This is a genomic window from Burkholderia sp. HI4860 (genome assembly GCF_002223045.2).
GTDB lineage: Bacteria > Pseudomonadota > Gammaproteobacteria > Burkholderiales > Burkholderiaceae > Burkholderia.
Genome location: NZ_NKFO02000001.1, coordinates 1250053 through 1276748 on the forward strand (window position 1 = coordinate 1250053; position 26696 = coordinate 1276748).

At 67.3% G+C, this 26696-nt stretch carries 23 protein-coding genes; 16 read left to right on the forward strand and 7 right to left on the reverse strand.

The features are described 5' to 3' along the window. Window positions 1–11 precede the first annotated feature (11 nt). Window positions 12–1391 (reverse strand): MFS transporter, encoded by a 1380-nt coding sequence (locus CFB34_RS05660; RefSeq protein ID WP_089441568.1) that lies wholly within the window; start codon window positions 1389–1391, stop codon window positions 12–14. A 247-nt stretch (window positions 1392–1638) separates the two neighbouring features. Here CFB34_RS05660 and CFB34_RS05665 point away from each other — a divergent pair, with 247 nt between their 5' ends. Further along, window positions 1639–3216 carry an aldehyde dehydrogenase (NADP(+)) gene (locus CFB34_RS05665; RefSeq protein ID WP_089441569.1) on the forward strand — a complete coding sequence of 526 codons (1578 nt, stop codon included), beginning with the start codon at window positions 1639–1641 and terminating at the stop codon, window positions 3214–3216. Between the two features lie 208 nt (window positions 3217–3424). Continuing rightward, window positions 3425–3979 carry a hypothetical protein gene (locus CFB34_RS05670; protein WP_089441570.1) on the forward strand — a complete coding sequence of 185 codons (555 nt, stop codon included), beginning with the start codon at window positions 3425–3427 and terminating at the stop codon, window positions 3977–3979. A 118-nt stretch (window positions 3980–4097) separates the two neighbouring features. Here the strand turns inward: CFB34_RS05670 and kdgD are convergent, their stop codons facing one another. Further along, window positions 4098–5012, reverse strand: coding sequence for a 5-dehydro-4-deoxyglucarate dehydratase (kdgD, locus tag CFB34_RS05675; RefSeq protein WP_089441571.1), 915 nt, complete (start codon window positions 5010–5012; stop codon window positions 4098–4100). 229 nt (window positions 5013–5241) lie between these two features. Between kdgD and garD the strand changes: the two genes are divergently transcribed. The 4 genes from garD (at window position 5242) to CFB34_RS05695 (ending at window position 8633) form a co-directional block, all read left to right on the forward strand. Continuing rightward, complete coding sequence (garD, locus tag CFB34_RS05680) at window positions 5242–6795, forward strand: galactarate dehydratase (RefSeq protein WP_089441572.1); 1554 nt, start codon at window positions 5242–5244, stop codon at window positions 6793–6795. 280 nt (window positions 6796–7075) lie between these two features. Continuing rightward, complete coding sequence (locus CFB34_RS05685) at window positions 7076–7468, forward strand: nuclear transport factor 2 family protein (protein WP_089441573.1); 393 nt, start codon at window positions 7076–7078, stop codon at window positions 7466–7468. Between the two features lie 78 nt (window positions 7469–7546). After that, window positions 7547–8002: an RbsD/FucU family protein gene (locus CFB34_RS05690; protein WP_089441574.1), complete on the forward strand. Its 456-nt coding sequence runs from the start codon at window positions 7547–7549 to the stop codon at window positions 8000–8002. Between the two features lie 193 nt (window positions 8003–8195). Then, window positions 8196–8633 (forward strand): DoxX family protein, encoded by a 438-nt coding sequence (locus CFB34_RS05695; protein WP_069260786.1) that lies wholly within the window; start codon window positions 8196–8198, stop codon window positions 8631–8633. 156 nt (window positions 8634–8789) lie between these two features. Here the strand turns inward: CFB34_RS05695 and CFB34_RS05700 are convergent, their stop codons facing one another. After that, window positions 8790–10097, reverse strand: a complete 1308-nt coding sequence (locus CFB34_RS05700; RefSeq protein WP_089441575.1) for an MFS transporter — start codon at window positions 10095–10097, stop codon at window positions 8790–8792. Window positions 10098–10438: 341 nt separating this feature from the next. After that, window positions 10439–11575 (reverse strand): branched-chain amino acid ABC transporter substrate-binding protein, encoded by a 1137-nt coding sequence (locus tag CFB34_RS05705; protein ID WP_089441576.1) that lies wholly within the window; start codon window positions 11573–11575, stop codon window positions 10439–10441. Between the two features lie 658 nt (window positions 11576–12233). On the opposite strand from CFB34_RS05705, the gene CFB34_RS05710 reads away from it, so the two are divergent. After that, window positions 12234–13028: an AraC family transcriptional regulator gene (locus tag CFB34_RS05710; protein WP_089441578.1), complete on the forward strand. Its 795-nt coding sequence runs from the start codon at window positions 12234–12236 to the stop codon at window positions 13026–13028. 79 nt (window positions 13029–13107) lie between these two features. Here the strand turns inward: CFB34_RS05710 and CFB34_RS05715 are convergent, their stop codons facing one another. Continuing rightward, a complete protein-coding gene (locus tag CFB34_RS05715; RefSeq protein WP_089441579.1) occupies window positions 13108–13371 on the reverse strand; it encodes a hypothetical protein in 264 nt (87 codons plus the stop codon). Window positions 13372–13659: 288 nt separating this feature from the next. Beyond that, window positions 13660–15552 carry a sugar phosphate isomerase/epimerase and 4-hydroxyphenylpyruvate domain-containing protein gene (locus CFB34_RS05720; protein ID WP_089441580.1) on the reverse strand — a complete coding sequence of 631 codons (1893 nt, stop codon included), beginning with the start codon at window positions 15550–15552 and terminating at the stop codon, window positions 13660–13662. Window positions 15553–15808: 256 nt separating this feature from the next. On the opposite strand from CFB34_RS05720, the gene aroQ reads away from it, so the two are divergent. Genes aroQ through CFB34_RS05735 form a run of 3 tightly spaced genes read left to right on the forward strand, consistent with a single transcriptional unit; the run spans window position 15809 to window position 18491 of the window. Then, window positions 15809–16264 carry a type II 3-dehydroquinate dehydratase gene (gene aroQ / locus CFB34_RS05725; RefSeq protein ID WP_089441581.1) on the forward strand — a complete coding sequence of 152 codons (456 nt, stop codon included), beginning with the start codon at window positions 15809–15811 and terminating at the stop codon, window positions 16262–16264. Then, on the forward strand, window positions 16261–17115 hold the full coding sequence (locus tag CFB34_RS05730) for a shikimate dehydrogenase (RefSeq protein WP_089441582.1): 855 nt from the start codon (window positions 16261–16263) through the stop codon (window positions 17113–17115). Before aroQ ends, CFB34_RS05730 begins: the two co-directional genes overlap by 4 nt. Window positions 17116–17147: 32 nt before the next feature. Then, on the forward strand, window positions 17148–18491 hold the full coding sequence (locus CFB34_RS05735) for an MFS transporter (RefSeq protein WP_039339244.1): 1344 nt from the start codon (window positions 17148–17150) through the stop codon (window positions 18489–18491). Window positions 18492–18596: 105 nt separating this feature from the next. On the opposite strand, the gene CFB34_RS05740 is transcribed toward CFB34_RS05735, so the two are convergent. Beyond that, window positions 18597–19706 carry a 2-aminoethylphosphonate--pyruvate transaminase gene (locus tag CFB34_RS05740; RefSeq protein ID WP_089441583.1) on the reverse strand — a complete coding sequence of 370 codons (1110 nt, stop codon included), beginning with the start codon at window positions 19704–19706 and terminating at the stop codon, window positions 18597–18599. Window positions 19707–19965: 259 nt separating this feature from the next. Between CFB34_RS05740 and phnS the strand changes: the two genes are divergently transcribed. The 6 genes from phnS to phnY are packed head-to-tail and all read left to right on the forward strand — an operon-like array spanning window position 19966 to window position 26695. Further along, complete coding sequence (gene phnS, locus CFB34_RS05745; protein ID WP_089441584.1) at window positions 19966–21054, forward strand: 2-aminoethylphosphonate ABC transporter substrate-binding protein; 1089 nt, start codon at window positions 19966–19968, stop codon at window positions 21052–21054. Between the two features lie 34 nt (window positions 21055–21088). Beyond that, window positions 21089–22192 carry a 2-aminoethylphosphonate ABC transport system ATP-binding subunit PhnT gene (phnT, locus tag CFB34_RS05750; RefSeq protein WP_069252529.1) on the forward strand — a complete coding sequence of 368 codons (1104 nt, stop codon included), beginning with the start codon at window positions 21089–21091 and terminating at the stop codon, window positions 22190–22192. After that, on the forward strand, window positions 22170–23090 hold the full coding sequence (locus CFB34_RS05755) for a 2-aminoethylphosphonate ABC transporter permease subunit (RefSeq protein ID WP_089441586.1): 921 nt from the start codon (window positions 22170–22172) through the stop codon (window positions 23088–23090). Before phnT ends, CFB34_RS05755 begins: the two co-directional genes overlap by 23 nt. Continuing rightward, entirely contained in the window at window positions 23080–23940 is an 861-nt protein-coding gene (gene phnV, locus CFB34_RS05760) for a 2-aminoethylphosphonate ABC transport system, membrane component PhnV (protein ID WP_060074338.1), read from the forward strand. Before CFB34_RS05755 ends, phnV begins: the two co-directional genes overlap by 11 nt. Next, window positions 23937–25244 carry a phosphonoacetate hydrolase gene (gene phnA, locus CFB34_RS05765; RefSeq protein WP_089441587.1) on the forward strand — a complete coding sequence of 436 codons (1308 nt, stop codon included), beginning with the start codon at window positions 23937–23939 and terminating at the stop codon, window positions 25242–25244. The genes phnV and phnA overlap by 4 nt, the downstream gene beginning before the upstream one ends. Next, entirely contained in the window at window positions 25241–26695 is a 1455-nt protein-coding gene (phnY, locus tag CFB34_RS05770; RefSeq protein WP_089441588.1) for a phosphonoacetaldehyde dehydrogenase, read from the forward strand. Before phnA ends, phnY begins: the two co-directional genes overlap by 4 nt. Window position 26696 lies beyond the last annotated feature (1 nt).

Here is a 26696-nt window from a genome sequence, read left to right on the forward strand (position 1 = left end):
GAAGCCGAACGTCAGGCGTCGCGATGACGCAGTTCGACGCGTTTGATGTCCTTCACGATCGCGAGATAGCTGAACACGGTGACGAGCGCGTTCAGCCCGACGAACACGAGTGCGCCGTTGAACGAGCCGCTCGCGCCGACGAGGTAGCCGATCGCGATCGGCGCGACGATGCCGGCCGTGTTGCCGAACATGTTGAACAGGCTGCCCGACAGGCCGATCGCTTCCTTCGGCGCGGTATCCGCGACGACGGCCCAGCCGAGCGAGCCGATCCCCTTGCCGAAGAACGACACGGCCATCAGCACGATCACCAGCACTTCGCTGTCGACGTAGTTGCAGCCGATGATGACCATCGACAGCGCCATCCCGCCGACGATCGGGATCTTGCGCGCGAGCGTGAGCGACACGCCGCGGCGGATCAGCCCGTCCGACAGCATCCCGCCGAGCACGCCGCCGAGGAACCCGCAAATCGCGGGCAGCGACGTCATGAAGCCGGCCTTCAGCAGCGACATCCCGCGCGCCTGCACGAGGTAGATCGGGAACCACGTGAGGAAGAAGTACGTGAGCACGTTCACGCAATACTGGCCCAGATACACGCCGATCAGCATCCGGTTCGACAGCAGCTGGCGCACGTAGTACCAGCCGGCCACGCGGCTGCTTTCGGAGCGCGCGCCGTTGCCGCTGCGTGCGGCGGTGCGCACGAGGCCGCCGCCTTGCTCGATATGCTCGAGTTCCGCGCGGTTCACGGCCGGATGGTCGGCCGGATCCTTCATGATCCGCAGCCACAGGAACGCGAGCGCGATGCCCGCGAGGCCGAGCCACAAATACACCTGGTGCCAGCCGTACGCATGCGTGAGCCACGCCATCAGCGGCGAGAACACCACGGCCGCGAAGTACTGCGCGGCGTTGAAGATCGCCGACGCGGTGCCGCGTTCGGCGGTCGGGAACCAGCTGGCGACCACTTTCGCGTTTGCCGGAAAGGCGGGGGCTTCGGCGATACCGACCGCGAAGCGCATCGCGAACAGCGCGGCGACCGCGAACGCGGCGCTGCCGCCGAGGCCGATCGTGCTCTGCAGCAGCGTGAACGCCGACCACAGGAAGATGCTGGCCGCATACACGCGCCGCGCGCCGAAGCGGTCGAGCAGCCAGCCGCTCGGCAGTTGCGCGAGCACGTACGCCCAGCTGAACGCCGAGAAGATGTAGCCCATCGTCACCGGATCGATGCCGAACGCCTTGCGGATCGGCGTGCCGGTGATCGACAGCGTCGCGCGGTCCGCATAGTTGAGCGTCGTGACGACGAACAGCATCGCCAGGATCCAGTAGCGCACGGCGGTCCGGCGCGCGGTGCATGCGAGGTCGAGCGGAAGCTCGTGAGAAGGGGTTTGATTAGGCACTTTAATGTATGTCGTCGTATGACTTGGCGACAGTTTATTGGCAATAATCAGACGCAGAAACCTCGGGTTTTCCCTCTGGATGGTGACGTGAAGGCGTAAAAATCCCAGATATTGGCGCGTGTAATAAGGGTTTTGCGCGTGCCGGCACCTGCCCGACCATTGACGCGAATATTGAGGTTATGTGGGCGGACATCATATCTGTTGAGCTACAATGAACGACCTATTCCCGAACCACGGAGCACACCCCATGCAACTGACTGGAGAGATGCTGATCGGCGCCGAAGCGGTCGCCGGCTCGGCCGGTACCTTGCGCGCGTTCGACCCGTCGAAGGGCGAGCCGATCGACGCGCCGGCGTTCGGCGTTGCGTCGCAGGCCGACGTCGAGCGCGCATGCGAACTCGCGCGCGATGCGTTCGACGCGTACCGCGCGCAGCCGCTCGCGGCCCGCGCGGCGTTTCTCGACGCGATCGCGGATGAAATCGTCGCGCTCGGCGACGCGCTGATCGAGCGCGCGCACGCCGAAACGGGCCTGCCCGTCGCGCGGCTGCAGGGCGAGCGCGGCCGTACCGTCGGCCAGCTCCGGCTGTTCGCGCGCGTCGTGCGCGACGGGCGCTTCCTTGCCGCGTCGATCGATCCCGCGCAGCCGGCGCGCACGCCGCTGCCGCGTTCGGACCTGCGGCTGCAGAAAGTCGGGCTCGGGCCCGTCGTCGTGTTCGGCGCGAGCAATTTCCCGCTCGCGTTCTCGGTGGCCGGCGGCGATACGGCGTCGGCGCTCGCGGCCGGCTGCCCGGTGATCGTGAAGGCGCACGAGGCGCACCTCGGCACGTCCGAGCTGGTCGGCCGCGCGATCCGCGCCGCCGTCGCGAAAACCGGGATGCCGGCGGGCGTGTTCTCGCTGCTGGTCGGCCCCGGCCGCGTGATCGGCGCGGCGCTCGTCAGCCATCCGGCGGTCCAGGCGGTCGGCTTCACGGGGTCGCGGCAGGGCGGGATGGCGCTCGTGCAGCTCGCGAACGCGCGCCCGCAGCCGATTCCCGTCTACGCGGAAATGAGCAGCATCAACCCCGTCGTGCTGTTTCCGGCGGCGCTTGCCGCGCGCGGCGACGCGATCGCGACGGGCTTCGTCGATTCGCTGACGCTGGGCGTCGGCCAGTTCTGTACCAACCCGGGCCTCGTGCTCGCGATCGACGGCGCCGATCTCGACCGCTTCGAAACCGTCGCCGCGCAGGCGCTTGCGAAGAAGCCGGCCGGCGTGATGCTCACGCGCGGCATCGCCGATGCGTATCGCAACGGCCGCGGCAAGCTGGCCGAACTGCCGGGCGTGCGTGAAATCGGCGCGGGCGAGGCGGCGCAGACCGACTGCCAGGCCGGCGGCGCGCTGTACGAAGTCGGTGCGCAGGCGTTCCTGGCCGAGCCGGCGTTCAGCCACGAGGTGTTCGGGCCGGCGTCGCTGATCGTGCGTTGCCGCGATCTCGACGAAGTCGCGCGCGTGCTCGAAGCGCTCGAAGGCCAGCTGACGGCCACGCTGCAGATGGATGCCGACGACAAGCCGCTCGCACGCCGGCTGCTGCCGATCCTTGAACGCAAGGCGGGCCGCCTGCTGGTCAACGGCTACCCGACCGGCGTCGAGGTGTGCGACGCGATGGTGCACGGCGGGCCGTTCCCGGCCACGTCGAACCCGGCCGTCACGTCGGTCGGCGCGACGGCGATCGAACGTTTCCTGCGGCCGGTGTGCTACCAGGATTTCCCGGACGATCTGCTGCCGGAAGGGTTGCAGGAAAGCAATCCGCTCGCGATTCCGCGGCTGCGGGACGGGAAGGCGGAGTAATTGGCTGAGTGGGTGGTCCCGGCGGCGGGTATGTCGGGATGAAGGCCGGAAACGGAGAGGCGGAAGGGGTCGGTTGACCGCTTCCGCCTTTTTTCATGGCCGGCTTTCCCGCCGCCCGCTTTTCTCCTACAGTACCGAAGCCCCGGGTCGACCGACCCGCAGGGCGAAACCTGAGAGATCCAGAAAAAGACCAAGAGGGAACGGCATCATGAACATCAGCAAACGTGGCGACCACCTGTTCGCGGCCGGGTTGTGGAAAGCGATCGGCGACGTCGCGAAATCGGTCCGTACCCAGATCGGCGAATACAGCGAAGGGCGCGTGCTGGCCGACGCGCTATTCACCCTGCAGCGCGAGCTGGGCGGCAGCGAATTCGATGTGACGATCAACCAGGGGCGGCCCGTCGCGGGTTCCGATCCGCATTCGTTGACCTTCGGTAGGGCCGTCGAGCGTTTCAGGCACGACATGGAGGCGGTGGTGTTCGCGCTGAAGCACCGCCGCAGCATCGACGTGCCCAACGGTGCGCAGCGCGCCGAAGAACTGACGCAGGCCAACACGCATCTCGCGACCGCGAAGCAGTACGCGATGTTGACGGTCGGGCGGTTCTTCGATGCGGTCGTCGATCGCGACGTGCTGGAACAGATCGTGGGTGCCGAGTCGCCCGCGCGCGGCCGGCCGATCGCAGCGCGCAAGGGAATCGACGAGACGCAGCGCACGCTCGCCGGCGTGCGTCAGCGGATCATCGGCGCGATCGCGCAGATGTAACGCAATGGCCGCGCCGGCTCGTCGAGCCGCGCGGCCGCCATTGCGTGATGCGGATACGGAGCGCGGGGGAGCCGGCGTGCGGCGCCGATGAAGATCGCGCGCCGCCGACGAACACCGCTTATTGCGGCCCCATCTTCTTGATCAGCACGTCGAGCTCCGCCGCTTCTTCGTCGGTGAGATCGACGAGCGGCGCACGCACCGGGCCTGCGTCATGGCCGACGAGCCTCGCGCCCGCCTTCACGATGCTGACCGCGTAGCCCGCGCGGCGATTGCGGATCTTCAGGTACGGCAGGAAGAATTCGTCGATCAGGCGGCCGACCGTGGCGTGGTCGTCCTTCGCGATCGCTTCGTAGAATGCCATCGCCGTCTTCGGGATGAAGTTGAACACGGCCGACGAATACACCGGTACGCCGAGCGCCTTGTACGCGGCGGCATAGACTTCAGCCGTCGGCAGGCCGCCGAGGTACGCGAACCGGTCGCCGAGGCGGCGGCGGATCGTCACCATGCTTTCGATTTCGCCCACGCCGTCCTTGAAGCCGATCAGGTTCGGGCAACGATCGGCGAGGCGCTCGAGCATGTCGGCGTTCAGCTTCGAATTCGCGCGGTTGTACACCACGACACCGATCTTCAGCGCACGGCACACCTGCTCGACGTGGTCGGCGATCCCTTCCTGGCTGGCTTCGGTCAGGTAATGCGGCATCAGCAGCACGCCGCTCGCGCCGAGGCGCTCGGCCTCCTGCGCATATTCGATCGCGACGCGCGTCGCGCCGCCCGCGCCGGCGAGGATCGGCACCTTGCCCTTGCAGGTTTCCGTCGCGACACGGATTACGTCCGAATACTCGCGCTGCGTGAGCGAGAAGAATTCACCGGTGCCGCCGGCCGCGAACAGCGCGCTCGCACCGTACGGCGCGAGCCATTCCAGGCGCTCGGCATAGGTGGACGGGCGGAAGCTGCCGTCGGCGTCGAAGTCCGTCAGCGGAAACGACAGCAGGCCGTGGGAAATGATCTGTTTGAGTTCTTGCGGTGAGGTCATGGTTGGGTCGTCCGTCTAGCGCGAGTGCTGGGTTCGTCGGGAACGGCATACGAGCCACATTGGCGATGTCGTTGTATGTCATCGTACAACGAGGGGAGGGGGGACGCAAGCGGTTTGCTGGTAAAGAAATAGTAGGGTCTTTCCGGATAAGGGTTTACGCAGCATCGCTGATTCCGGTCGAATGTCGTATGATGACTAACGATATGGCCGATAGCTTCCAGGAATTTCGATGACTGCTTCCCCGCTCTATATCCGTGTGCATCCGGACGACAACGTCGCGATCGTCGTCAACGACGGCGGCCTGCCCGAGGGCGCGACGTTCGCCGACGGGCTGACGCTGCGCGAAGGCGTGCCGCAGGGGCACAAGGTTGCGCTGGTCGATCTCGCGGCCGGCGACCCGATCGTCCGCTACAACGTGGTGATCGGCTATGCGCTGGCCGAGCTGCGCCGCGGCAGCTGGGTCAACGAACGCACGATGCGCATGCCCGAGCCGCCGGGGCTCGACGACCTGCCGCTCGCAACCCGCGCCGCGCCGCCGCTGCCGCCGCTCGAAGGCTATACGTTCGAGGGTTTCCGCAATGCCGACGGCTCGGTCGGCACCCGCAACATCCTCGCGATCACGACGACCGTGCAGTGCGTGTCGGGCGTCGTCGAGCACGCGGTGAAGCGGATCAAGGCCGAGTTGCTGCCGCGCTACCCGAACGTCGACGACGTGGTCGGGCTCGAACACACGTACGGCTGCGGCGTGGCGATCGACGCGCCCGACGCCGACATCCCGATCCGCACGCTGCGCAACATCAGCCTGAATCCGAACTTCGGCGGCGAGGTAATGACCGTGAGCCTCGGCTGCGAGAAGCTGCAGCCCGAGCGCCTGCTGCCGCCCGGCACGATTCCGGTCGCGGCCGACGGTGCGACCGACAACGGCGGCGTGGTGTGCCTGCAGGACGCCGCGCACGTCGGCTTCAACTCGATGATCGACTCGATCATGACGATGGCCGAATCGCATCTCGAGCGGCTCAACCGCCGCCGCCGCGAGACGTGCCCGGCATCGGATCTCGTCGTCGGCGTGCAGTGCGGCGGCAGCGATGCGTTCTCGGGGCTCACCGCGAATCCGGCCGTCGGCTTCGCGGCCGACCTGCTGGTGCGTGCGGGCGCGACGATCATGTTCTCCGAGGTGACGGAAGTGCGCGATGGGGTCGCGCAGCTCACGTCGCGCGCGGCGACCGAGGACGTGGCGCGCGAGATCATCCGCGAGATGGACTGGTACGACCGCTACCTGCAGCGCGGCCGCGTCGACCGCAGCGCGAACACGACGCCCGGCAACAAGAAGGGTGGCCTGTCGAACATCGTCGAGAAGGCGATGGGATCGATCGTGAAGTCGGGCAGTGCGCCGATCGCCGGCGTCGTGCGTCCCGGCGATCGCGCGAAGCAGAAGGGGCTGCTGTACGCGGCGACGCCCGCGAGCGATTTCATCTGCGGCACGCTGCAGCTCGCGGCCGGGATGAACCTGCATATTTTCACGACCGGCCGCGGCACGCCATACGGTCTCGCGCAGGTGCCGGTGATCAAGGTCGCGACGCGCAGCGATCTCGCACGTCGCTGGCACGACCTGATGGATCTCGACGCGGGTCAGATCGCGACCGGCGCGGCCACGATCGAGGACACGGGCTGGGCACTGTTCCGGCTGATGCTCGACGTCGCGAGCGGCAAGCGCCGCACGTGGGCCGAGCAGTGGAAGCTCGCGAATGCGCTGACGCTGTTCAATCCGGCGCCGGTGACCTGACACGCGCGGCTGTTGCCGCCGGACGAAGCGGGCGCCCGAGGGCGCCCGTTTTCATTTCGGTGGAGCGTGTGTCGGCGGGATGTCCATGGTGAGGAGAACTTGCAGCATGGCGGATCATGTCCGGCGTGCGGAGCGGCCACTGGCTCGACGCGACCGGCGCGATTTCCTTACCCCGCACGTAATCGACCGCCCGCGCGAGGCCGGCGACGATGTCTGCACGCGAACACGAAACACGCCACGTTCGCGACATCGTCTTCTCATCGACACAAGGAGCCTCGCCATGAACACCGCCCAATCCGTCTCGTCCGTTCACGCCGACCTGATCGACCGCTACATCGACGCCTGGAACGAACCCGACGTCGCGCGCCGCCGCGCACTGATCGACGCGACCTACGCGAGCGACGCGGCCTATCGCGATCCGCTGATGACCGGCGACGGCCACGCCGGCATCGATGCGATGATCGCGGCCGTGCAGGCGCGTTTCCCCGCGTTCCGCTTCCGCCGCACGACGGACGTCGACGGGTTCGGTCAGCACCTGCGGTTCTCGTGGGCGCTCGTGTCGCCCGACGGCGCGGCGATCGTGAAGGGTTCGGACTTCGGCACCGTCGACGCATCGGGCCGCCTCGCATCGGTCACGGGTTTCATCGACGAAATGCCGGCCGCGGCGTCGTGACGCGAGCGACGCATGCGCAGTGTCCACCGGGATCGGGTAACGTTATGCGTTCGTTCCTGATCCCGGAGACTAGCCGACATGCTGAAGAATCTCGACCCGCTGCTGCACGCCGACATCCTGCACACGCTGCGCGCGATGGGCCACGGTGACGAAATCGCGATCTGCGATGCAAATTTCCCGGCGGAATCCGTCGCGGAGCACACGGTGGTCGGCCGCGCGTTGCGGATCGACGGCGCCGATTCGGCACGCGTCGTGCGCGCGGTGCTGTCCGTGCTGCCGCTCGACACGTACGTCGACACCCCCGCGTGGCGAATGGAAGTCGTCGGCGACGCAGCCGCGGTGCCGCCCGTACAGCGCGAAGTGCAGGCCGAGATCGATCGTGCCGAAGGGCGCTCGGTGCCGCTCACGGGCATCGAGCGGTTCGCGTTCTACGAGCGCGCGCAGCAGACGTACGCGGTGATCGTCACCGGCGAGCTGCGCGGCTACGGCTGCTTCATCTTCAAGAAGGGCGTGTTGTTGAGCGACGCGGGCTAAACGCGTTTTCATCCCGCCGTCATCGGGCCGCGCGGCCGCCGCCGTGTAAAGATTTGCTACAACCTTTTGCTTGGACACGGCCGAAACTCTGTCTATGCTGGCCCATTTGCCGCGGGCCCCGCAGGGTCGCGCGGCGCCGAGCTGTCCGGGTGTGCTCCGGGCAGCCGGCCGAATTGCATACGAGGAGAGAGGCATGACGCGTTCCGTCGATTCCGGCGTCATTTTTTTCGCGCGCCTGGCGCTGGCGGCGTTGTTCCTGTGGGGCGGCGTGATGAAGCTGCTCGGCTATGGCGATTTCATCGGCTACCTGCATGGTCTGAACGTGCCGTATCCGCAGGTGATCGGGCCGATCGTCGTCGCGATCGAGGGGCTCGGCGGGCTGCTGCTGATCGTCGGCTACAAGGTGAAACCGCTCGCCCTGCTGATGGCGTTCTACACGGTCGCGACCGCGATGGTCGGGCACAATTTCTGGGACGCGACGGACGCCGCGGTCCAGCACGACATGGTGATCCATTTCTGGAAGAACATCGCGATCGCCGGCGGTTTCCTGCTGCTGTTCGTCACCGGCGCCGGCGGCGCGAGCATCGACGGCCTGCGCCGGCCGAGTACGACGTACGGCAGCCTGCGCTGATCGCACCGACTCGCGCCGTTGCCGTTGCGCTGAAGCAAAACAAAAGGGCCGAATCCCGCGGGATTCGGCCCTTTGTTCATGGAGCGCGCGTGCGTCGCGTGTGCGTCCGGTCATTCGATGCGGCGCTGGACATCGCCGCACGCGCACCGTCGCCGCTCAGTGCGGCGAATCCTCCTTCGCTTCCTTCGAGAACTGCACGGCGATCGCGCCGAGCACGCAGATCGCGGCAACGTACACCACCGGTGCGAGCGGGTTCGACTTCATCATCAGCGACACGATCACCGGCGTGAGGCCGCCGAAGATTGCGTACGCGACGTTGTACGAGAACGAGATGCCGGAGAAGCGCACGACGGCCGGGAAGCTCTTGACCATCACGAACGGCACCGCGCCGATCGTGCCGACCATGAAGCCTGCGATCCCGTAGTAGAGCGGCAGCGTCGACGCGTCGGCCGCGACCTGCGCGAACAGGAGGTAGTAGCACGCGGCCAGCCCGATGCCGCCGATGGCGAGCACACGCTTCGCGCCGATCCAGCCCGCGAGCGAACCCGCGGTGATGCAGCCGGCCGTCAGGCACAGCGTCGCGACGCTGTTCGCGAACAGCGTCGTCGCGGGTGTCAAGTGGAACTGCTTCTGCAGCAGCGCGGGCGTCATCAGGATCACGACGACGATCGCGGCCGACAGCATCCACGTGAGCAGCATCGACACGATCACCGCGCGGCCGTGGTCGCGCAGCACGGCCTTCAGCGGAATCTCGGCCGCGAGCGCCTTTTTCGCCTTCATCTCGGCGAACACCGGCGTCTCGTGCAGCCAGCGGCGCAGGTACACCGAGAACAGGCCGAACACGCCGCCGAGCAGGAACGGGATGCGCCACGCGAACGCGCCGACTTCCGCGCTCGAGTAACGGCTGTTGATGCCGGCGGCGACCAGCGAGCCGAGCAGGATGCCGGCTGTCAGGCCCGCGGTCAGCGTGCCGCACGCATAGCCGATGTGGCGCGACGGCACGTGCTCGGACACGAACACCCACGCGCCCGGCACTTCGCCGCCGACGGCCGCGCCCTGCAGCACGCGGAACAGCAGCAGCAACACCGGCGCGAGGATGCCGATCGTGTCGTAGGTCGGCAGCAGGCCCATCAGCAGCGTCGGCACGGACATCATCAGCACGCTCAGCGTGAACATCCGCTTGCGGCCGAACAGGTCGCCGAAGTGCGCCATGATCACGCCGCCGAGCGGACGCGCGAGGTAGCCGGCCGCGAAGATGCCGAACGTCTGCAGCTGGCGCAGCCAGTCGGGAATGTCGTGCGGGAAGAACAGTTGCCCAATCGCCGGCGCGAAGAACACGAAGATGATGAAGTCGTAGAACTCGAGGGCGCCGCCGAGTGCGGCGAGGCCAAGGGTCTTGTAGTCGCTGCGCGTGAGCGCGCGTTCGGCGGCGCGAGGCACGCCGCTCAATTCGGAAGCTTGCATGGTCAGGACGATCGGTTTTCGAATGTTGTTGTCGGTGCTGCGTCTCCAGGGCCCGCTTTTCGGCATGGACTGACAAGGCGCGGCTTGCGTCGTCGAAGCGTGCGGCGTGCCGGGTGCGGCACGAAACACGCGCCGCCGCACCGGGATGGGGCGCGACGGAGACGAAGCGTCAAAGCGGGTGGGGGGATTCTACAGGAGCGCGAAATGCACGCGCGTGGGGGCGCGCCGAGGAACGGTTCGGATCGCGAAGCCGAAGCAGGCGCAGACGCGGACACAGAAGCGCGCGCGGCGCGGGCGGCCGGTGAGCCGCTGACGCGCCGCGCGGGGCAGGGTCTTGCGGATCAGTTGCCGGCGATCGTATCGACCGGCTTGAACGCGCCATGCTCGACCTTGTAGATCGTCACCGGCGCATCCTTCAGGTCGCCCTTCGTGTCGTACGCGATGCTGGGGGCCGACACGCCCTTGACCGACACCTTGCCGAGATACGGCGTGTACACCTTCGGGTCGGTCGAGTTCGCGTCCTTCATCGCGGTGAGCAGCGCGATCGTGCCGTCATACGAGTACGGCGAGTAGGTGATCACGTCTTCGTTGAAGCGCGCCTTGTAGCGTGCCGCGTAGCCGGAGAAGCCCGGCATCTTCTCCTTCGGCAGCCCGCCCATGTAGACGATCGCGCCTTCGGCCGCGTCGCCGCCGACCTTCAGGAACGTCGGCGAGCGCGACATCTCGCCCGTCACGAACGCCGACTTCATCCCGAGCTGGCGCATCTTGCGGATCATCGGCGACGATTGCGCGTCGCCGCCGCCGTAGAAGATCGCGTCCGGGTTCATCCCCTTGAGGTTGGTCAGGATCGCGGAGAAATCGAGCGCCTTGTCGTTCGTGAAGTCGCGCTTGATGATCGTGCCGCCGGCCGCTTCGACGGCCTTCGCAAATTCGTCGGCGATGCCCTGGCCGTAGGCCGTGCGGTCGTCGATGATCGCGATGCGCTTGAAGCGCAGCGTCTTCACCGCGTACGTGCCGACGATGCGGCCTGCCTGCGCGTCGCTCGTCAGCAGCCGGTAGGTCGTCTTGTAGCCGCGTGCCGTGTATTGCGGCGACGTGGCCATCGAGATCTGCGGCAGCCCCGCGCGATCGTACAGGTCGGACGCGGGAATGCTCGTGCCCGAGTTGAAGTGCCCGATGATCCCGCGGACGTTGTCGTCGATCAGCCGCTGCGCGACGGTCGTGCCGGTGCGCGGGTCGGCCTGGTCGTCCTGCGAGTCGAGCTGGAACGTGACGGGCTTGCCGCCGATCGTCGGCCGCGTCGCGTTGAAATCGGCGATCGCGAGTTGCACGCCCTTCTGCATGTCCGTGCCGTAGTTCGACTGCGGGCCGGTCAGCGGTGCGGCGAAACCGATCTTGACGACGTCGGCGGCGATGGCGTGCGCGCCTGACAGTGCGCAGGCAGCGGCCAGCGCGACGTGCGATACCTTCAGCTTCACTTTCACTTCCCCTTGATGGCGTGGTTGGGCCGCCGCCGGCTGGCGGGCCGGCGCCGGTAAACCGGGCGAGACGGTTCGGTCGGCAGGCCGATGCGAGGGCCATGCGTGCGTGCCGCGTGCTGCCCGGGCTGTGCCGGAATCGGCGCAGCTGATGGCCGATGCCGCAGGCCATGCATGCCGATTGCTGCCGCGGCGTGAGGTCGTCTCGTGACCGTGAAGCGAAGTCTAGATAGCGAAAATGCGTGCGTCTTGCGCGTTCGATGCGCGGCCGGCGACGATATCGGCATATCGTCGATAACCCTGATATATGCCGAAATCGTCATGCCGAATGCGCAAACGCGCCAAGACGCTGCACGCTCGCATTTTTATGCTGGCGAGTTCGGGCGTACCGTGCCGGCGTGCGAGTGCGCCAGTCCGCGTGGCGTGCCGGTACCGGCGCACGCTGGGTGGCCGCGTCGACACAAGCGGAGTCGCGGCCGGCCGCCGCACGCTCGACGCAGTGGTTGCGCACGCAACGTATGTCGCATGACGATGCCGGCCGATCGGCGGCGCGTTGCGACGGCTGCCGCCAACTTGCCCGCCTTTGCGATCGGCGCGACGCGATCGAAGGGCGCTTCTATAATCGACGCCATCTGCCACTCGCATTGCGGTTGCCGGGATGACGCCCTTGCTTGCCGTACCGCCCATGAGCCTGTCCGAACCGTTGCGCTACCATCCTGACAATGCCGATTTCGGCGCGATGCTTGCGCACTTCCGCCTGCTCGAACCGGTGTTCGATGCACTGCCGGACGTCGCCTTCTTCGTGAAGGATGCGAGCGGCCGCTACGCGATCGTCAATCGCACGCTGGCGATGCGCTGCGGCTACAAGGACAAGCGCGACCTGCTCGGCAAGACGGCCGACGAAGTGTTTCCGCGCCGCTTCGGCCGCAGCTATTTCGAGCAGGACATGGCGACGATCAATGCCGGCCAGCAACTGATGGACCAGCTGGAGCTGCACCTGTATCCGGGCCGTCAGCCGGGCTGGTGCCTGACCTGCAAGGAGCCGCTGCGCGATGCCGCGGGCAGGGTGGTCGGCCTCGCGGGCATCTCGCGCGACCTGAAGGCGCACGAGGGATCGCACCCGGCGTACAGCCGGCTCGCCGACGTCGTCCAGCACATCCAGGATCACTACGTGCAGCCGCTGAACCTGAAGCATCTCGCGCAGATGGCGGGGATGTCGGTCGCGCAGCTCGAACGCTACTTCCACAAGGTGTTCCACCTGACGCCGCGCCAGGTGCTGCTGAAGGCACGGCTCGATGCGGCTACCGCGCTGCTCGTCACGCACGACAAGGTGACCGACGTCGCGGCGCTATGCGGCTATACGGATCACAGTGCGTTCACGCGCCAGTTCAAGGCGACGGTCGGCGTCACGCCGACGGAATACCGGTTGATGCTGCAGGAGCGGGCAGGGTGACGCGACACGCCGACAGGGCCGGCGGGTCGCTGGGAATCGGGGTGATGCGGGAAAGCGGGAAAGGGATGAAAACGTCGGCTCAGCGGTAGCCGAGCCCTTTCAGCACGGCGGTGCCGTCTTCGGTCAGCCGGAAGCTGGGTGCCGTTTCGGTGTCGAGCTTGACCATCTCGACGAGACCGGCTTCCTGCAGCGCAGGCAATTCGGGTTTGGCATTGGCGCCGATCGGTGCGTGCAGCAGCACGAGCAGCGTCGCGATTTCGTGATGACTGAGCAGGCGGCGCAGCATCGTCTTCTTTGCAGGGGGCGCGGCCGGGCGGCCCGCGGGTGGTTCTACGGCGCTCATCGCTTTCCTCCTTTTCGAGATAACCATCGGGTACTGGTTGCGGATGGTGCCGTCGAAGACTTAAGCGATTCTTAAAACCGCACGGGGCGACGCGATGCTGCGCTGCGGTACGGGTTACCGGATGTAACGCCCGATGGAATGCGGTTTCCGGCCCGATCGCGGCGAGCCGCGCGGGCGGGGGTGCGGCCAAGCGATTCCCCGCGATGGTGCGCGCAAGATGTGGCCCTTTGAGGCGGCCACGAGGCGCGAATGTGATGCGCCCCTTGAATCCCTGTCGGCTTCCTTCCCTTATTTTCTGCGTTGTGCCTGGGCGGCGAGCCGCACGGCCGCATTCGTCGCGCCGTAGCCGTCGTATCCGCCGCGCCGTTCGACGATCTCGAGCGAGAAGCGGTTGTCGACCAGTTCTGTATACGCATGCAGGAATTCGCCGCCGTGTTCGTCACGGTCGTACAGCAGGTGATGCGTGCTCAGCGTGTCGATCAGGTCGTCCGGCAGCGCGTAGCGTGCGGCGAGATCGTCGTAGTAGTTCGGCGGAATGCGCAGGAACGGAATGCCGTCGGCCGCGAACGCGGCGATCGTCTTCACGATGTCGTCGGTGCGGAACGCGACGTGGTTCAGCCCCGTGCCGTGATAGCGGTCGAGCGATTCGGCAACCGCCGTGTGCCGGTCGACCGACGCGTTCAGCGCGATCCGCACCGAGCCGTCGGCGCTGCGCACCGCGCGGCTGCGCATCAGCCCGTACGGGTCGGGCACGAGCCAGCTGCGTTCCGCCTCGAAGCCGAATGCCGTCTTGAAGAACAGGATCCACGTATCGAGCGCGTCGGCCGGCAGGGCGAGGCACACGTGGTCGATACCCGTGAGCGGGCCGACTTCGCTCGGGCCGTCGATGTCGGTCAGCACGAAGTCCGATTCGTACAGCGTCGGCGCGTTCGGCGCTTCGTCGACGAAGTATTCGAGGCTGCCGTCCGGCGCCTGCACGCTCGGCAGCACGCGCTCGTTCGGCCCGACGCGGCCGGAGAACGGTGCATAGCCGAAGCCGGCCGCGCGTTCGAACGCCACTTTCGCGTCGTCGACCCGGAATGCCGATGCGCACAGCGACAGCCCGTGCTGCTGGAAGAACGCATCGGCGAACGAATCGCGCTCGGCGTTCAGCACGATCGACGCGGCGCCGTGCTGGAACAATGTCACGTCCTTCGAGCGATGGCGGCCCGCGAGCCGGAAGCGCATCCGGCCGAGCCATTCGCCGACGGTCGCTGCCGCCTTCGCGTCGACCGCGAATTCGATGAACTGGAACCCGACGTGCGCGGGCGGCGCCGGCGGCGCGAACAGCGGCTGGTCGGCGGCCGGCGCGCGGCCGTCCTGCGCGAGCCGTTCGCGCGTCAGTTCCTCCAGATAGAGCAGCGAACGATGGCCGTCGGCGGCCGTGATCGCGGTCGGCGCGGCGCGGAAGCCGTCGTTGAAGATCTCGAGCGACAGCGGCCCGGTATAGCCCGACTCGATCACGCGCGCGGTGAAGCGTGCGAGGTCGAAGTCGCCCTGGCCCGGGAACGAGCGGAAATGGCGGCTCCATTCGAGCACGTCCATCGCGAGCTTCGGCGCATCGGCGATCTGCACGAACGCGATCCGGTCGCCGGGGATGTCCGCGATCGCGTCCGGCGAATCGTCGAGCGACAGCGTGTGGAAGCTGTCGAGCGCCAGGCCGAGATGCGGGCTGTTCACCGCATTCACGAGTTTCCACGCATGGCCGTAGCGCTTCACGACGCGGCCCCACGCGAGCGCTTCGTACGCGGCGACCACGCCGGCCTGCCGCGCGGCTTCGGCGAGCGCGCCGAGCTGGTCGACGAGCAGCCCGTCGTCCGCGATCGTGTCGGCCGATACGTTGCTGCACACCAGGATGCGGTCGGTGCCGAGCGCATGCATCACGTCGAACTTGCGCTTGATCCGGTCGAGGTTGCGGGCGAGCTGAGCCGCGCTCACCCCCTCGAAGTCGCGAAACGGCTGGAACAGCACGATATCGAGGCCGAGATCGGCGGCCATGCGCCGGACGTCGGCCGGCGATCCATCGAAGTAGACGAGGTCGTTTTCGAAGATTTCGACGCCGTCGAAGCCTGCGGCCTGGATGGCGGCGAGTTTCTCGGCGAGCGTGCCGGACAGTGACACGGTGGCGATCGAGCGCTGCATGGGCGATTCCTGAGGATGAGCGGGCATGGCGTCGGCCGAACCGGCCCTGAATGAACCAGTCGTTGAGTTCATGGCGGACGCCATATCCCGAATTTACTAGGCGGGTGATGCATATTGTACAAACTAACTAGGTGGTACAAATTAGCGAAAACCCGAAAAGACAGCCCGCTTGCAGGGGCGCACACTAGCGCCACATTCCGATGTCTTCGGGGCGGCGCCGATCGTGGTCTGCCCCTGTTTCAGGAGCAGAAACACGATGAGCAAGCACAAGGTGCTCGTGCTGAACGGCCCGAACCTGAATTTGTTGGGCACCCGCGAGCCCCATATCTACGGCGCGGAAACGCTGGCCGACGTCGAGCAGCGCTGCCGTACGGCGGGCGAGGCGCTCGGGCTGGAAATCGACTTCCGCCAGTCGAACGCCGAGCACCAGTTGATCGACTGGCTGCACGCCGCGCGTCACGACACGCACGGCATCGTGATCAACCCGGCCGCCTATACGCATACGTCGGTGGCGCTGGCCGATGCGCTTTCCGCGATCGCGAAGCCGGTGATCGAAGTGCATATCTCGAACGTGCATCGCCGCGAGGCGTTCCGGCACCATTCCTATGTGTCGGCGCTCGCCGAAGCCGTGATCTGCGGCTGCGGCACCGAGGGCTACCTCTTCGCGCTGCAGCGCCTGGCGACGCTGTTCGCGCAGGGAGCCGCACGATGAGCCGCCCGTCGTTTCTGATCGGCCTGATCGGCCAGGGCATCGGCGGCTCGCTGTCGCCCGCGATGCACGAGGAAGAAGGATTCCGCCAGGGGTTCGGCTATGTCTACCGGCGCATCGATCTCGACGTGCTGGGCGTGACCGTCGACGCGCTGCCGCAACTGCTCGATGCCGCGCAGCGGATGGGCTACAACGGCCTGAACATCACGCACCCGTGCAAGCAGCGCGTGATCGAACACCTCGATGAACTGTCGGACGACGCACGCGCGCTCGGCGCGGTGAACACCGTGCTGTTCAAGGGCGGCAAGCGGATCGGCCACAACACCGACTGGTCGGGTTTCGCGAAATCGTTCCGCCGCGGGTTGCCGGGCGCGTCGCTCGAGCGCGTCGTCCAGCTCGGCGCGGGCGGCGCGGGCGCGGCCGTCGCGCATGCGGCGCTGCAGATGGGCGCGGCCGAACTGACGATTTTCGATGTCGACGGCACGCGCGCCGCCGCGCTCGCCGCCGAGCTGCAGCAGCGCTTCCCGGCGGCACGCGTCGTGCAGGGCGACGATCTCGCGGCCGCGATGCGCGCGGCGACGGGCCTGATCCACTGCACGCCGACCGGCATGGCCAAACATCCGGGCCTGCCGCTGCCGGCCGAACTGCTCCACGCGGGCATGTGGGTGGCCGACATCGTGTACTTCCCGCTCGAAACCGAACTGATCCACGCGGCGCGCGCGGCCGGTTGCGCCACGCTGCCGGGCGGCGGGATGGCCGTCTACCAGGCGGTCGACGCGTTCGAGATCTTCACCGGACGCACGCCCGACGCCGAGCGGATGTTCGAACACTTTCAGTCGCTCGTCGCGCGCTGACCTATTCCAGAAAGAGAGACCAGGAGACGACCATGCAGCACACCACTCACACGAGCGCCGCGCCGGCGCAGGCGTCCGGCACCGTCCGGCGCACTTCGGCGCGCTACAAGATTCTCGCGCTGCTCGCGATCGGCACGATGATCAACTATCTCGACCGCACCGTGCTGGGGGTGGCTGCGCCTCAGCTCACCAAGGAGCTCGGCATCAACGCGGCCGTGATGGGCATCATGTTTTCCGCGTTTTCGTGGACGTATGTCGCGATGCAGGTTCCCGGCGGCCTGTTCCTCGACCGCTTCGGCAGCAAGATCACCTATTACTGGTCGATGACGCTGTGGTCGCTGTGCACGTTCCTGCAAGGCTTCGTGCCGGGCGTCGCGACGCTGCTCGCTTGCCGGCTCGGCCTCGGCGTGACGGAAGCGCCGTGCTTCCCGACCAACAGCCGCGTCGTCGCGACGTGGTTCCCGCAGAACGAGCGTGCGATGGCGACAGGGACCTACACCGTCGGCGAGTACATCGGCCTCGCGTTCTTCAGCCCGGTGCTGTTCGCGCTGATGGGTGCGTTCGGCTGGCGCTCGCTGTTCTGGGTCGTCGGCGCGGTGGGTATCGTGTTCGGCCTGGTCTGGTGGAAGTTCTATCACGAGCCGCGCAACCATCCGGGTGCGAATTCGGAGGAGCTGGCCTATATCGAGGCGGGCGGCGGTCTCGTGCACGGTGCGCGCAAGAGCGGCGACAAGGGCGACAAGCCGGCGCAGGCCAAGTTCAGCTGGTCGATGGTCGGCCAACTGGTGAAGAAGCGCCAGCTCGCGGGCATCTGCCTCGGCCAGTTCGCCGGCAACTCGACGCTCGTGTTCTTCCTGACCTGGTTCCCGACCTACCTCGCCACCGAGCGCCACATGGGCTGGCTGAAGATCGGTTTCTTCGCGGTGATGCCGTTCATCGCCGCGTCGGTCGGCGTGATGTTCGGCGGGATCTTCTCCGACTGGCTGCTGCGTCGCGGCAAGTCCGCAAACCTCGCGCGCAAGCTGCCGATCATCGCGGGCCTGCTGCTCGCATCGACGATCATTCTCGCGAACTACGTGCAGAGCAACGAGGCCGTGATCGCGATCATGTCGGTCGCATTCTTCGCGCAGGGGATGGCCGCCCTCGGCTGGACGCTCGTGTCGGACATCGCGCCTGACGGCCTGCTCGGCGTCACGGGCGGCATCTTCAACTTCGCGGCGAACCTGGCGGGCATCGTCACGCCGCTCGTGGTCGGCTTCATCGTCGCGTCGACCGGGTCGTTCGTCGGCGCGCTCGTGTTCATCGGCGTGATCGCGCTGGTCGGTGCGGCGTCGTACATCTTCGTGGTCGGCGACATCAAGCGGATCGAGCTGTAAGCACCGGCTCCACGCAGATCCTGTGCGTTAGCCCGGCAGCCGCAAGGCGCCGGGCTTTTTTGCGTGCGCGTGCCGGCGGCTCTGCCGGCTGGCGCGGTACGGCGCTTACGCGCGCTGCACCGCGATGCCGAGCGATTCGACCGCCTGCGCAATTGCGGCGACCGCTCGGCGGATGTCGTTCGAGTCGATCGCGCCGATGCAGCCGACACGGAATGTCTCGAGCTGCGTGAGCTTGCCCGGATACAGGATGAAGCCCGCATCGCGCACAGCGTCGTAGAAGCGGCGGAAATCGTAGGCCGGGTGGTCGGGCGCGTGGAACGTGACGATCACCGGCGCCTGCACGCTCGCATCGAGGAACGGCGTGAAGCCGAGCGCGTGCATCGATTCGACCAGCGTCCGGCAGTTGTCTACATAGCGCGCGCCGCGCGCCGGCTGGCCGCCTTCGGCGAGGTACTGATCGAGTGCGGCGCGCAGCGCGGCGATCACGTGCGTCGGCGGCGTGAAGCGCCACTGGCCCGTCTTGCGCAGGTACGCGTATTGATCGTGGAGATCGAGCGCGAGCGACGGCGAGTTGCCTTCGCTCGCGTCGAGCGCGTCGCGCCGCACGATCGCGAACCCCATCCCCGGCACGCCTTCCAGGCATTTGCCGCTCGCCGAGATCAGCGCATCGATGCCGCTGCCGGCCAGCGTGATCGGCAGCGCGCCGAACGAGCTCATCGCGTCGACGATCAGCCGCTTGCCGTGGCGCCGGCACACGGCGGCGATGTCGTCCAGCGGGTTCAGGATCCCGGCGCTCGTCTCCAGATGCACCTGCGCGACGTGCGTGATGCGCGGCTCGCGCACGAACGCGGCTTCGATCGCGGCCGGATCGACGGCCGCATCTTCACCGAACGGCAACGCGATGGCTTCGATACCCAGCCGGCCGAGGATCTTCAGGATGCGCGCGCAGTACGCGCCGTTGTCGGCCACCAGCACGACGCCGTCACGCGGCACCAGCGTGCCGAGCGCGGCTTCGACGGAGAACGTGCCGCTGCCCTGCATCGGCACGCACACGTATTCATCGCCACCGTGCGCGATCGCGACGAGATCCGCACAGACGCTGGCCGTCAGTTGATTGAACGCGGCATCCCAAGAGCCCCAGTCGTGTTGCATTGCGTGGCGCGTTGTGGCGGACGTGGTGAGCGGGCCAGGCGTAAGAAGAATCGGATCGGACATGGTTTTCCTCTGCAAAGGTCGGAAGAAACGCCGGGCAGCATTTCTGAATGACTTGCATGATATTGGCAAAATGTGTCATTTTTTGGAAATTGCCGCATTCGTCACGGGTTTGTCATCGAACGCTGTGATCCTTCGCTTGCCGCGCGAAACCTCACCTCGGCGCGGTAGCGAGGCGGGCCGTCGATCGGCCTTGCCCGGAGATAACAGGAGAGCCGGATCGTGCCCCGGCCATTTGGTGTTCCGCCTACGGAGAAGTCAGATGACACTGCAGAAACCCTCGCGCGCCGTTGCCGGCGCGTTCCGCAAGCTTGCGCTGGCCGCCAGCGTCGCCGGCCTGATGGGCGCCGCGCTGCCCGCCCATGCGGCGAGCGCGGTCGTGCTGTATACGGCAGACGGTCTCGAGAACCTCTATCGCGATGTGCTGCCGGCTTTCGAGAAGAAGGAAGGCGTCAAGGTCAACATCGTGACGGCGGGCAGCGGTGAAGTCGTCAACCGCGCGAACATCGAGAAGAACTCCCCGAAGGCCGACGTGATCGTCACGCTGCCGCCGTTCATTCAGCAAGCTGGCCAGATGGGCCTGCTGCAGCCGTACCAGAGCGTGAACTACAAGAATGTGCCGGCCATCGCGAAGGCTGAAGACGGCACGTGGGCGACGTTCGTGAACAACTACTTCTCGTTCGCGATCAACCCGGACGTCGTGAAGAACCAGCCGAAGACGTTCGCCGACCTGCTCGCGCCGGCCTACGCCGGCAAGGTCGCGTACTCGAACCCGGCCACCGCCGGCGACGGGATGGCCGTGCTGATCCTGACGACGTCGCTGATGGGCGAGGACAAGGCGTTCGACTACCTCGCGAAGCTGTCGCAGAGCGTGAAGTTCCACACGAAGGGCACGGGCTACCTGAACGTGCTGCTGTCGCGTAACGAAATCAGCGTTGCAAACGGCGACCTGCAGATGGACCTCGACGACGCCGAACACGGCGCGCTGTCCGTCAAGCCGATCTTCCTGGCCGCGAAGGAAGGCGACCAGCCGACCACGTTCCAGCTCCCGTACGGCATCGGCCTGATCAAGAGCGGCCCGAACCAGGACGCCGGCAAGAAACTGATCGACTACCTGATGTCGACGGACGTGCAGTCGAAGGTGCCGGACATGTACGGCATCCCGGGCCGCACGGACGTGCCGCTGGCCGGCAAGAACGGCGAGGCGGTCAAGAAGGCGATCGCGGGCGTGAAGCTGATCCCGGTCGACTGGACCCAGGTGATGGCGAAGAAGCCGGTGTGGATCGAGCGCTGGAAGAAGGACGTGATCGGCAGCTCGGGCAAGCAGCTCGACGTCGTCAAGCCGAAGTGATCGGCGCACGCCGCCTGTATTTGTGAGCAAGAGGATGAACCCGGTGGACACCACCCTGACCCATCCCGGCGCATTCGGCGCCGCCGAACCGCAGGCAACGCTGCGGTCCGGCGCGCCGGGCGGCGTGCAGATCGAACACCTGAGCGTGCGCTACGGCGCACGCACGGTGCTGGAAGATCTGTCGCTGTCGATCGGTGCCGGTGAATTTCTGACCGTGCTCGGCAAGAGCGGCTGCGGCAAGACCACGCTGCTGCGCTTCATCGCCGGGTTCGTGAAGGCCGACGGCCTGACCGGCACGCTGACCGTGGCCGGACGCGACCTGACCTATGCGCCGCCGCACAAGCGCAATCTCGGTCTGCTGTTCCAGAATTACGCGTTGTTCCCGCACCTGACGGTGTTCGAGAACGTTGCATTCGGGCTGCGCGCACGCGGCATGGCGTCGTCGGAAGTGACGCGCCGCGTCGCCGATGCGCTGAAGCTCGTGCAGCTCGGCGATGCGGGCCATCACCTGCCCGCGCAACTGTCGGGCGGGATGCAGCAACGCGTCGCGCTGGCGCGCGCGCTCGTGATCGAGCCGGACGTGCTGCTGCTCGACGAGCCGCTGTCGGCGCTCGACGCCAACCTGCGCGCGTCGGTGCGCAGCGAACTGAAGGCGCTGCACGAGCGCCTGCCGAACCTGACCGTCGTCTGCGTGACGCACGACCGCGACGACGCACTCGTGCTGTCCGATCGCGCGCTGCTCATGCGCGACGGCCACATCGCGCAGCTCGGTACGCCGCAGCAGCTGTACGACGCGCCGCAGGACGGCTACGTCGCACGCTATCTCGGCCCGGCGAACCTGCTGCCGCCGCACGTGATCTTCCCGCTCGGCGATCCGCGCCACGAAGTGCGCGGCAAGGTGGCCTGCGTGCGCCCCGAGCGCCTGACCCTGATGCCGCCCGCCGCGGGCGGGCTGCACGGCACGGTGTCGTCCGTCGAATGGCAGGGCGCGGACTTGTCGATCGCGGTCACGATCGATGCGGCCCCCGACGAGCCGGTGCGCGTCACGATGCAACGCGGCCGCGGTGCGGCTCCCGAGCGCGGTGCGCGCGTTTCCCTGCATTGCGAGGCAGACGATGTCGTCCTTATCGAGCCCTGAAGCCGGCCTGCCGCCGCACGTGCTCGCGTCGGCCGCCGCGCACGCCGCCGCCGCGCGGCGCCGCAAGCGCATGGGTGATCTGCACCTGGCCGCGCTCGCGATCGTCCTGCTCGGCCCGCTCGTCGTCTATCCGCTGGTGCGGCTCGTGCTGCTGAGCGTGTCGGGCGACCACGGGCTGAGTTTCGCCGCGTACCGCACGTTCTTCGGCAACCCCGACACGCGCAGCGTGATGCTGACCACACTCGGCGTGCTGTTCGCGAGCGCCGGCACCGCGTCGGTGCTCGGCGTGCTGCTGGCCGCGCTGCTGTTCTTCAAGCCCTTTCCGGGCGCGTCGCTCGTCACGCGTTTCCTGGAGCTGTACGTCGCGTTCCCGTCGTTCCTCGTCGCGTTCACGCTGATCTTCCTGTACGGCTCGCAAGGGTCGATCAGCATCGCGCTGCAGCACCTGTTCCATCTGGAGGAGCCGCCGCTGAACTTCCTGTTCGGCATCGGCGGCGTGATCCTCGCGCAGACCGTGTTCTATACGCCGTTCGTCGTGCGGCCGACGCTCGCGTCGTTCGCGACGCTCGATCTGCGGCTGATCGAAGCCGCGCGCAGCCTCGGCGCGTCCGGCTGGATGCTGGCACGTCGCGTCGTGCTGCCGATCGCGTGGCCGGGCATCGCCGCCGGCACCGTGCTGTGTTTCCTGCTGACGCTGAACGAATTCGGGATTCTGCTCGTGCTGGGCAGCGCGCGGCTCGTGACGCTGCCGGTTGCGATCTACAGCAGCGCGACGGTCGACCTCGATCTGCCGACCGCGTCGGCCGGCGCGGTCGTGATGCTCGCGCTGTCGCTGGCGCTGTATGCGGTTTATCGCCGGGTGAACCGGCGTGCGACGGGAGGAAACGATGTCCGCTGAATTTCGTATCGGGCAAGCCGTGCCGCGCCACCAGATCGGCTGGGGCGACACGGTGCTCAAGCATGCGTCGCGCGCGGCGCTCGCGCTGGCCGCGTTCGCGTGCTTCTGGCTGTTCGTGTTGCCGGTCATCGTCGTCGCGCTGTCGAGCGTGTCGACGCAGTGGTCGGGCACGATTCTGCCGGCCGGCTACAGCCTGCGCTGGTTCGAGCGGCTCGGGTCGCCGGAATACGATGCGCTGCTGACGAGCCTGGAAATCGGCTTCGGCGTGTCGGCGGTAGGCACGGTCCTCGGGCTGTGGCTTGCACTGGCGCTCGAAGGGCGCGACCGGCGCGGCCTCGGCGCGGTGGTCGATGCGCTCGTGATGGTGCCGAACGGCGTGCCGAGCGTCGTACTGGGGCTCGCGGTGCTGATCGCGTATCACCAGAAGCCGGTCGACCTGTCGAGTTCGGCGGCGATCGTCGTGCTCGTGCAGCTCGCGCTGATTTTGCCGTTCTGCTATCGCTGCGCGGCCGCCGCGCTGCGTCCGGAACTGACCGTGCTGCGCGAAGCGGCGGCGAGCCTCGGTGCGCCGCCCGCGATGGTGCTGCGCCGCGTGCTGCTGCCGCAGCTCGTGCCGGCGCTGCGCGCGAGCCTCGCGCTCGGGTTCGCGCTGTCGCTCGGCGAGCTCGGCGCGACGCTCACGGTCTATCCGCCCGGCTTCGCCACCGTGCCGATCGTCGTGATCGGCCAGGTGGAGCGCGGGTATTACCTTCCGGCATCGGCCCTGTCGCTGCTGATGCTCGGCGCGTCGCTCGCGGCGCTGCTGCTGATCGCTGCGCGCGTGCCGCGCGGCAAGCGGGTGGCATCATGAACGCCGCGTTCGCCTTGCGCCAGCCTGGTGAAGCGTCGGCAGCCGGCGCATCGACGGGTCTCGCGGGACGTTCCGTCGACGTCAACGGCCGTCACTATCGGCTGCCGGTCGAACCGACCGTCGTCGTCTGCGTCGACGGCTGCGAGTACGACTATCTCGAACGGGCGGTGGCGGCGGGCGTCGCGCCGTTCATCGGCCGGATGATCGCGGAAGGCACGGCCTGGCGCGCCGATTGCGTCGTGCCGACCTTCACCAACCCGAACAACCTTTCGATCGTCTGTGGCGTGCCGCCGTCGGTCCACGGGATCTGCGGCAACTACTTCTGGGATCCGGCCGCCGACGGCGGGCGTGGCGCCGAAGTCATGATGAACGACCCGGCCTACCTGCGGGCCGGCACGCTGCTCGCGGCGGCGTCCGACGCCGGTGCGCGGGTTGCCGTCGTGACGGCGAAGGACAAGCTGCGCCGGCTGCTCGGCTGGCAGCTGAACGGCATCTGCTTTTCGGCCGAGAAGGCCGCGCAGGCGAATCTCGCCGAAAACGGGATCGTCGACGTGCTCGACTGGGTCGGCCTGCCGTCGCCGGACGTCTACAGCGCGGCGTTGTCCGAATTCGTGTTCGCGGCCGGCGTGCGGCTTGCGCAGACGCGCCAGGTCGACCTGATGTACCTGTCGACCACCGATTACGTGCAGCACAAGTGCGAGCCGGGCAGTGCCGGCGCGAACGCGTTCTACGCGATGATGGACGGCTACCTTGCGCAGCTCGACGCGCTCGGCTGGGCGATCGGCCTCACGGCCGACCACGGGATGAACGCAAAGCACGATCCTGCGACAGGCCGGCCGAACGTCATCTATCTGCAGGATGCATTCGACAGCTGGTACGGCGTGCAGGCCGCGCGCGTGATCCTGCCGATCACGGATCCGTACGTCGTGCACCACGGCGCGCTCGGCTCGTTTGCGACCGTCTATCTGGCGCCGGGCGTCGACCGGGCCGAGGCGATGTGGCGCGTGGGCGGCCTCGACGGCGTCGAGCTCGTGCTCGACAACGCGGAAGCCGCCGCCCGTTTCGAGTTGCCGGCCGACCGGATCGGCGATCTCGTCGTGATCGGCCGCCGCAACATGACGCTCGGCACGCGCGAGCGCGAACACGATCTGTCGGGCCTCACGGTGCCGCTGCGTTCGCATGGCGGCGTGTCGGAGCAGGAAGTACCGCTGCTGTTCAATCGCCGTATCGAGCCGATCGATCCTGCGCGTCGCCCGCGCAACTTCGACGTGTTCGATTTCGTGCTGAACCGGGTCGCGACATGATGGCTCATCCCCGACACGACCACCCGGCGTTTCGTGCAGAGGCGCTGCGCTGGTGCGGCACCCGCGCGACGCGGGAACGCACGCTCGATGTCATGGACCCTTACACCGGCACGCGCGTCGGGACGGCGCCGCTGGCGAGCGCCGACGATGTGCGCGCGGCATTCGACTATGCGATGGCGTACCGGCCGAAACTCACGCGTTACGAGCGTTCGCAGATCCTCGAGCGTGCGGCCGCGCTGCTGCGCGAGCGCACCGAGGAAGCTTCCGACCTGATCACGCTCGAATCGGGGCTGTCGAAACAGGACTCCCGCTACGAGATCGGCCGCGTGGCCGACGTGTTGAAGTTTGCGGCGGTCGAGGCGTTGCGCGACGACGCGCAGAGTTTCTCGTGCGACCTGACGCCCCACGGCAAGGCGCGCCGCGTGTTCTCGCAGCGCCAGCCGCTCGACGGTGTGATCGTCGCGATCACGCCGTTCAATCATCCGATGAACCAGGTGGCGCACAAGATCGCGCCGGCGATCGCGACCAACAACCGTGTGATCGTGAAGCCGTCGGAGAAGGTGCCGCTGTCGGCGTTCTACCTGGCCGACCTGCTGTATGAAGCCGGTTTGCCGGAGCCGATGCTGCAGGTGCTGACCGGCGATCCGCGCGAGATCGCGGACGAACTCGTCACGCACCCGCACGCGTCGCTGATTACCTTCACGGGCGGCGTGGCGATCGGCAAGGCGATTGCTGCGCGCGCCGGCTACCGCCGCATCGTGCTGGAACTGGGTGGCAACGATCCGCTGATCGTGCTCGACGATGCCGATCTCGATCGCGCAACGTCGCTGGCGGTGCTCGGCTCGTACCGGAATTCGGGGCAGCGCTGCACGGCCGTCAAGCGGATGCTGGTGCAGCGCTCGATCGCGCCCGCGTTCACCGAGTTGCTCGTCGAGAAGACGCGCGCATGGAAGTACGGTGACCCGTTCGATCCCGCGAACGAGATGGGCACGGTGATCGACGAGGAAGCGGCGCGGCTGTTCGAGGCGCGAGTGGAGGAGGCGGTCGCGCGGGGCGCGCGCCTGCTGACCGGCAACGTGCGGCGCGGCGCGCTGTATGCGCCGACGGTGCTCGACAACGTCGACCCGTCGATGACGATCGTGCGCGAGGAGACCTTCGGCCCGGTATCGCCGGTGATCACGTTCGACACGATCGACGACGCGATCCGGATCAGCAACGGGACGGCGTTCGGGCTGTCGTCCGGCGTCTGTACCGACAGCACGGCAGCGGTCGTGCGGTTCGTGAACGAGCTGAACGTCGGCACGGTGAACGTATGGGAAGTGCCCGGATACCGGATCGAGCTGTCGCCGTTCGGCGGGATCAAGGATTCGGGGCTCGGTTACAAGGAAGGCGTTCAGGAGGCGATGAAGAGCTTCACGAACCTGAAGACGTTTTCGCTGCCTTGGGAGTGAG

What these genes read in the sequence shown, in the direction of transcription:
- CFB34_RS05665 (WP_089441569.1), top strand. Translation starts at nt 1,639, where the DNA reads ATGCAACTGACTGGAGAGATGCTGATCGGCGCCGAAGCGGTCGCCGGC.
- CFB34_RS05670 (WP_089441570.1), top strand. Translation starts at nt 3,425, where the DNA reads ATGAACATCAGCAAACGTGGCGACCACCTGTTCGCGGCCGGGTTGTGG.
- kdgD (WP_089441571.1), bottom strand. Translation starts at nt 5,012, where the DNA reads ATGACCTCACCGCAAGAACTCAAACAGATCATTTCCCACGGCCTGCTG.
- garD (WP_089441572.1), top strand. Translation starts at nt 5,242, where the DNA reads ATGACTGCTTCCCCGCTCTATATCCGTGTGCATCCGGACGACAACGTC.
- CFB34_RS05685 (WP_089441573.1), top strand. Translation starts at nt 7,076, where the DNA reads ATGAACACCGCCCAATCCGTCTCGTCCGTTCACGCCGACCTGATCGAC.
- CFB34_RS05690 (WP_089441574.1), top strand. Translation starts at nt 7,547, where the DNA reads ATGCTGAAGAATCTCGACCCGCTGCTGCACGCCGACATCCTGCACACG.
- CFB34_RS05695 (WP_069260786.1), top strand. Translation starts at nt 8,196, where the DNA reads ATGACGCGTTCCGTCGATTCCGGCGTCATTTTTTTCGCGCGCCTGGCG.
- CFB34_RS05700 (WP_089441575.1), bottom strand. Translation starts at nt 10,097, where the DNA reads ATGCAAGCTTCCGAATTGAGCGGCGTGCCTCGCGCCGCCGAACGCGCG.
- CFB34_RS05710 (WP_089441578.1), top strand. Translation starts at nt 12,234, where the DNA reads ATGACGCCCTTGCTTGCCGTACCGCCCATGAGCCTGTCCGAACCGTTG.
- CFB34_RS05715 (WP_089441579.1), bottom strand. Translation starts at nt 13,371, where the DNA reads ATGAGCGCCGTAGAACCACCCGCGGGCCGCCCGGCCGCGCCCCCTGCA.
- CFB34_RS05720 (WP_089441580.1), bottom strand. Translation starts at nt 15,552, where the DNA reads ATGCAGCGCTCGATCGCCACCGTGTCACTGTCCGGCACGCTCGCCGAG.
- aroQ (WP_089441581.1), top strand. Translation starts at nt 15,809, where the DNA reads ATGAGCAAGCACAAGGTGCTCGTGCTGAACGGCCCGAACCTGAATTTG.
- CFB34_RS05730 (WP_089441582.1), top strand. Translation starts at nt 16,261, where the DNA reads ATGAGCCGCCCGTCGTTTCTGATCGGCCTGATCGGCCAGGGCATCGGC.
- CFB34_RS05735 (WP_039339244.1), top strand. Translation starts at nt 17,148, where the DNA reads ATGCAGCACACCACTCACACGAGCGCCGCGCCGGCGCAGGCGTCCGGC.
- CFB34_RS05740 (WP_089441583.1), bottom strand. Translation starts at nt 19,706, where the DNA reads ATGTCCGATCCGATTCTTCTTACGCCTGGCCCGCTCACCACGTCCGCC.
- phnS (WP_089441584.1), top strand. Translation starts at nt 19,966, where the DNA reads ATGACACTGCAGAAACCCTCGCGCGCCGTTGCCGGCGCGTTCCGCAAG.
- phnT (WP_069252529.1), top strand. Translation starts at nt 21,089, where the DNA reads ATGAACCCGGTGGACACCACCCTGACCCATCCCGGCGCATTCGGCGCC.
- CFB34_RS05755 (WP_089441586.1), top strand. Translation starts at nt 22,170, where the DNA reads ATGTCGTCCTTATCGAGCCCTGAAGCCGGCCTGCCGCCGCACGTGCTC.
- phnV (WP_060074338.1), top strand. Translation starts at nt 23,080, where the DNA reads ATGTCCGCTGAATTTCGTATCGGGCAAGCCGTGCCGCGCCACCAGATC.
- phnA (WP_089441587.1), top strand. Translation starts at nt 23,937, where the DNA reads ATGAACGCCGCGTTCGCCTTGCGCCAGCCTGGTGAAGCGTCGGCAGCC.
- phnY (WP_089441588.1), top strand. Translation starts at nt 25,241, where the DNA reads ATGATGGCTCATCCCCGACACGACCACCCGGCGTTTCGTGCAGAGGCG.